The following is a 4,028-nucleotide window of genomic DNA, read 5'->3' on the forward strand; positions in this document are numbered from 1 at the left end:
ATATGGGTTGCCCGCCTGCAGTAGGGCGATCGCCCGGCGTCGACGCTTCTCCAACTCCCCGGCAGTGCCAAAAGGTCTCATGCCGACCAGCATAGTGAAGCACAGGCCAATCGTATGCATTATTTAGTGAAAGATCAATAACACCGTTCTCAGTCCCTCGGTGGACACCTCAAAACCGGCCATACGTGGACAGGTCAAAACCGGCCATAGGAGCGGGCGCCCAAGGCCGGATGTGTTGTAGCGCGTTCTTGCCGGGAGAGCAAGCCGCGTGAGAGGCGCCCGTAATGGCCGGGCGACCGCGGTGTGGGGGATACCCAGATAGCGCCCCCTCCGAGATCGTGGCTCCTGAGCCCAATGCGGGGCTCCGTTTCACGGTCTCTCGGCTCCTGGCGCGCGTGGGTCGCCCTGCAGCCGCGTGCGCCAGCTCCTGGGGCCGCAGGTCAGGACGTGGGCATGATGGAGCAGCCGATCGAGCAGCGCCGTGACGGCGGCGGTGTCGCCGAGGAGCTTGCCCCAGTCTTCCACGGGGCGATTCGACGTGATTCTGTGGAATCACGGTGTCAAGCTCCTTCGGCTTGGCGGAGCGGTTTGATGGTGAGGAGGAGGGGGCCTGGCGGCGGCAGGATCTCGCGGGGTGAGCGGCCGGCTGGCGTCGGGGTGTCTGCCAGCCGGGCGAGGAGGCGCTCGACGGCCTCGGCCCCGTCGTCGACCGCCGCCCGCTCGTCGACGGTAAGCGGAATCGCGACCAGCATCCGTTGCAGGGAGGCTTGGGCCTCGAGGAGTTGGGCCCGGGTGGAGACCTTGGGCACATAGAAGTCGCACCGGGCGCAGGCCATCCGGTGCGGGCACTGCTCGAAGAAGTTGTACGTGCAGTACCCATGCCCGAGGTCGAAGTACTGCCAGGGCGTGCCGCTCGCGGCCGCGCCGCTCCGGACGGCCTCACGGTCGATCAGCACCTCGACGGTCCGGACGTTGCGGGCGAAGTAGCCGGCGTCAGCGTAGGCCTGCGCCAGGCGGGTCGGCGTGATCTGGGTGTAGTGCTGGGTCGACTGCGGGGAGCGATGACCGAGCCAGGCCTGCAGTTCGAAGAGGGTCATCGGTTCCTTGGCGTTATAGAGTTGGCTCGCGATCGTGGAGCGCGCCCGATGGCTCGTGATGCGGCCGCGCGCGTCGGCGCGCGGCACGCCGGCCTTGCGGCAGAGGGCCGGGATGAGCGCGTGGTTGAGATACTCGCGCGCGACCCGCTTGGCCCGGAGGCAGAACAGCAGCGAGACACGCTCGCTGGTCCGCGGATCGAGTCGCAGCGGCTGGACGGGCCGGACGGCCTCCCACGCCTCGATCGCGCGTCCCACGAGCGGATCGACCGGCTTGGTGAAGGGTGCTCCCGTCTTGTGGGCGGGGATGTCGAGGAGACACACGGCGTCCTGGGGCGCCTCGGGGGATGATTGCCAGCGCACACAGCCCGTGCGGAGCCGGGCGATTTCATCGCTGCGAAGGCCGCTGAAGAGCCACGTCACCGCGAGAGCGCGCACGAGCTCGACGGGATAGCAGTAGCCGCCTCGGGCGCTGGGCACGAGATCGGCCGACTCGAGATGGAGGCCAGCCCAGAGCAACTTCGCCCACACGTCGTCGGCGATCACGCGCGGGGCGGGGCCGATCAGCGCTTTGACGGCGCGCGGGGTGGCGAGGGCCCGGGTCGGATCGAAGCGGCGCGGGATCCACCCCCACTCCTGCGCGTCGCGAAAGAACTGGCGCAGGGCGCCGAGGTACGCCTCTTTCGATCGTGGCGAGAGCGGCGTCCCGACCAGGTGCTGGATGGGGTCGCAGCGTTGCGCATAGTCGCCGACGCGCATCCGATCGACGGCGGCGACGTACGCCGCGCACAGCTCGCGCGTCCAAGCGGCGGGCTCCTCGACCGCGAGATGCTCGGCGGCGAGCCAGCGACCAGCTTTGAGCAGACAGAGACGCACGTGCCGCCGGGTGGTCGGGGCCACCGTGGAGGTGGTCTCCCAGCGGTGCACCCAGCTTTGCCAGCTCGCCGCCACGCCCTCGACGGCGGGGCGTGGGACCACCGGGGCCGCGGGCGGGTCCATCACGCCCAGGGTCGCGAGCGCGAGTTGGAGTTGAAAGAGCAGACTGCGTTTTTCCGCCCCGGCCGTGCGTCGAAGGTCGTCGAGGAGCGCGGGCGACAAATCATGCACCCGCGGGCTGCGGTTCAGGAGGAGCGTCTCACACAGGACCCGGGGGAAGGCCCGGCCGGTCTGGGCGTTCTGATAGCCCCACCCGCAGAGGACTCCGGCGACGCGCGCCACGGTGGCCCGCACGCACCCCTGGCCAAACACCTTTTCGGCGAGCGTCGCGCGCTGGTAGTTGCCCAGGGGGCGCAGGTCGGTGAAGCACCCGAGCAGATAGGGGAGTGCAATCAGGTAGTGGCGCACCTGCCGATCCACCCAGGCGGGATGGACCGCGCTGAACGCGCGCTGGGTGGCGCCGAGGATGTGCACCCAGGTCGTGGCTGACCACCCCCAGTACGCCGACCCCTCGTGCCCGCACCGGCGCAGGATCGCCGCCACGGCGGCATCCGCGCAGCCGTGCTGCCGGCGGCTCTGACTCGCCATGACGGCACGAACATCGGTGAGCGGACGGACCAGGCGGTCTAGGGCGTGCCACGCGGGTTGGTGGCGTTCGGGGTGCCGCCATTCGCGCACGTCCTCCCCGATGAGCGCAAGCGCACGAGCCTCCGGTGCACTGAGCTGCGGCGAGCGATCGTAGACCGTCACGTCGACCGGCCACTGCCACGGCGGCTCGTCTGTCGGCACACGGGTGCGCTCGGGCGTGAGCGCGGGCGCCGCCATCATGGCTGCCCCCCGATCAGCTCGGCCAGGGCGGCGCGCCGCCAGGTGTGCACGTGCCCCATGCTGCGGGTGAGTTTCGCCGCGAGATCGCGCCCCGACAGGTGGATGTACTGCAAGGTCGTCGCCACGTTCCGGTGGCCGGCGAAGCCCGCGATGGCATGGAGTTCCCAGTCGGACCGCGCGAGATCCGTCAGACAGAGATGACGGAGCGTGTGGGTGCTGAAGCGGGGGACGCCGGCGCGCAGCGCGAGCGCACGGACGACCTTGGACCACGTCCACAGCGTAATCGGCTGGGCGCGATTCCGGCGCGACTCAGAGAGAAAGAGCAGCCCTCGGGCGGCGCTGAGTTCGCGTCGCCTTGCCAAGTACTGCTGCAGCAGGACCCCGGTGGCCTCCGAGTACGGCACCACGCGCGCCCGGCGCGTTTTCGTCGTCTCGGCCCGCACCCGCAGGGTGCGATACGCCGGATCCAGGTCATCCGTGCGGAGGCTGCACAGTTCCTCCCGTCGCAAGCCGGCGTCGTAGGCCAGCGCGAGCATCAGGCGGGTCCGCAGCGGCTCCCGACGTGCCGTGAGGAGAAGCTGCTGCCACTCCGCATCGGTGGGAATCCATGGCAGCTTGGTGAAGCGCGGGACCAGGCCACGCTCGCGGTGACCGCCGAACGCGCGCCCCGGCGTGTACCGGCCACGGCCGACGGGATTCGTGGTCCGTCGCCCCTCCTCGATCAGGTGGTCGTAGAACAGCCGGACGACGACGAGGCGTTGCTGCAGGGTGGCATTGGCCAGGCCGGCTCCAGAGTCGATGGACACGACCGTCGCCCCGCGCCGATTCGGTCGACGTACCAGATCGCGGACATAGCGCGCCACCTCGGCGCGGCCAGCGCTCAGCGGATCGATTGCCTCACGCGCGCAGACCGCGAGGTAATCCGCGAGGCCCCGGCTATACGCCTCGAGCGTCCGCGGCGCGAGCCCAAGATCGGCTTGGACCCGCAGCCATTGCAGCGCCTCCGGACAGTGCGCCAGCGACGGCCAGCGACTTGCTGTGACGGGTACTCCCTGCTCACCTGTTCGCGCCCACGCCCCTTTGTCCATGTCCCCTCCCCGGTGGTGTGTGGTGCTGCCGCTACGCACCACCGTAGTGGGAAGGGCGGCATATTCCTCATAACTTAGATCA

General features: G+C 69.7%; 2 protein-coding genes and 1 pseudogene. All 3 read right to left on the minus strand.

Annotated features, from left to right (window positions below; genetic code table 11):
• Positions 1-369: 369 nt before the first annotated feature.
• Positions 370-543: pseudogene (locus Q7W02_21645) on the minus strand (ATP-binding protein).
• Positions 544-560: 17 nt separating this feature from the next.
• Positions 561-2,858, minus strand: a complete 2,298-nt coding sequence (locus Q7W02_21650; GenBank protein MDO8478752.1) for a tyrosine-type recombinase/integrase — start codon at positions 2,856-2,858, stop codon at positions 561-563.
• Positions 2,855-3,946, minus strand: coding sequence for a site-specific integrase (locus Q7W02_21655; GenBank protein ID MDO8478753.1), 1,092 nt, complete (start codon positions 3,944-3,946; stop codon positions 2,855-2,857). The genes Q7W02_21650 and Q7W02_21655 overlap by 4 nt, the downstream gene beginning before the upstream one ends.
• Positions 3,947-4,028: the final 82 nt, after the last annotated feature.

The sequence above is a fragment of the Candidatus Rokuibacteriota bacterium genome, from assembly GCA_030647435.1.
GTDB lineage: Bacteria > Methylomirabilota > Methylomirabilia > Rokubacteriales > CSP1-6 > AR37.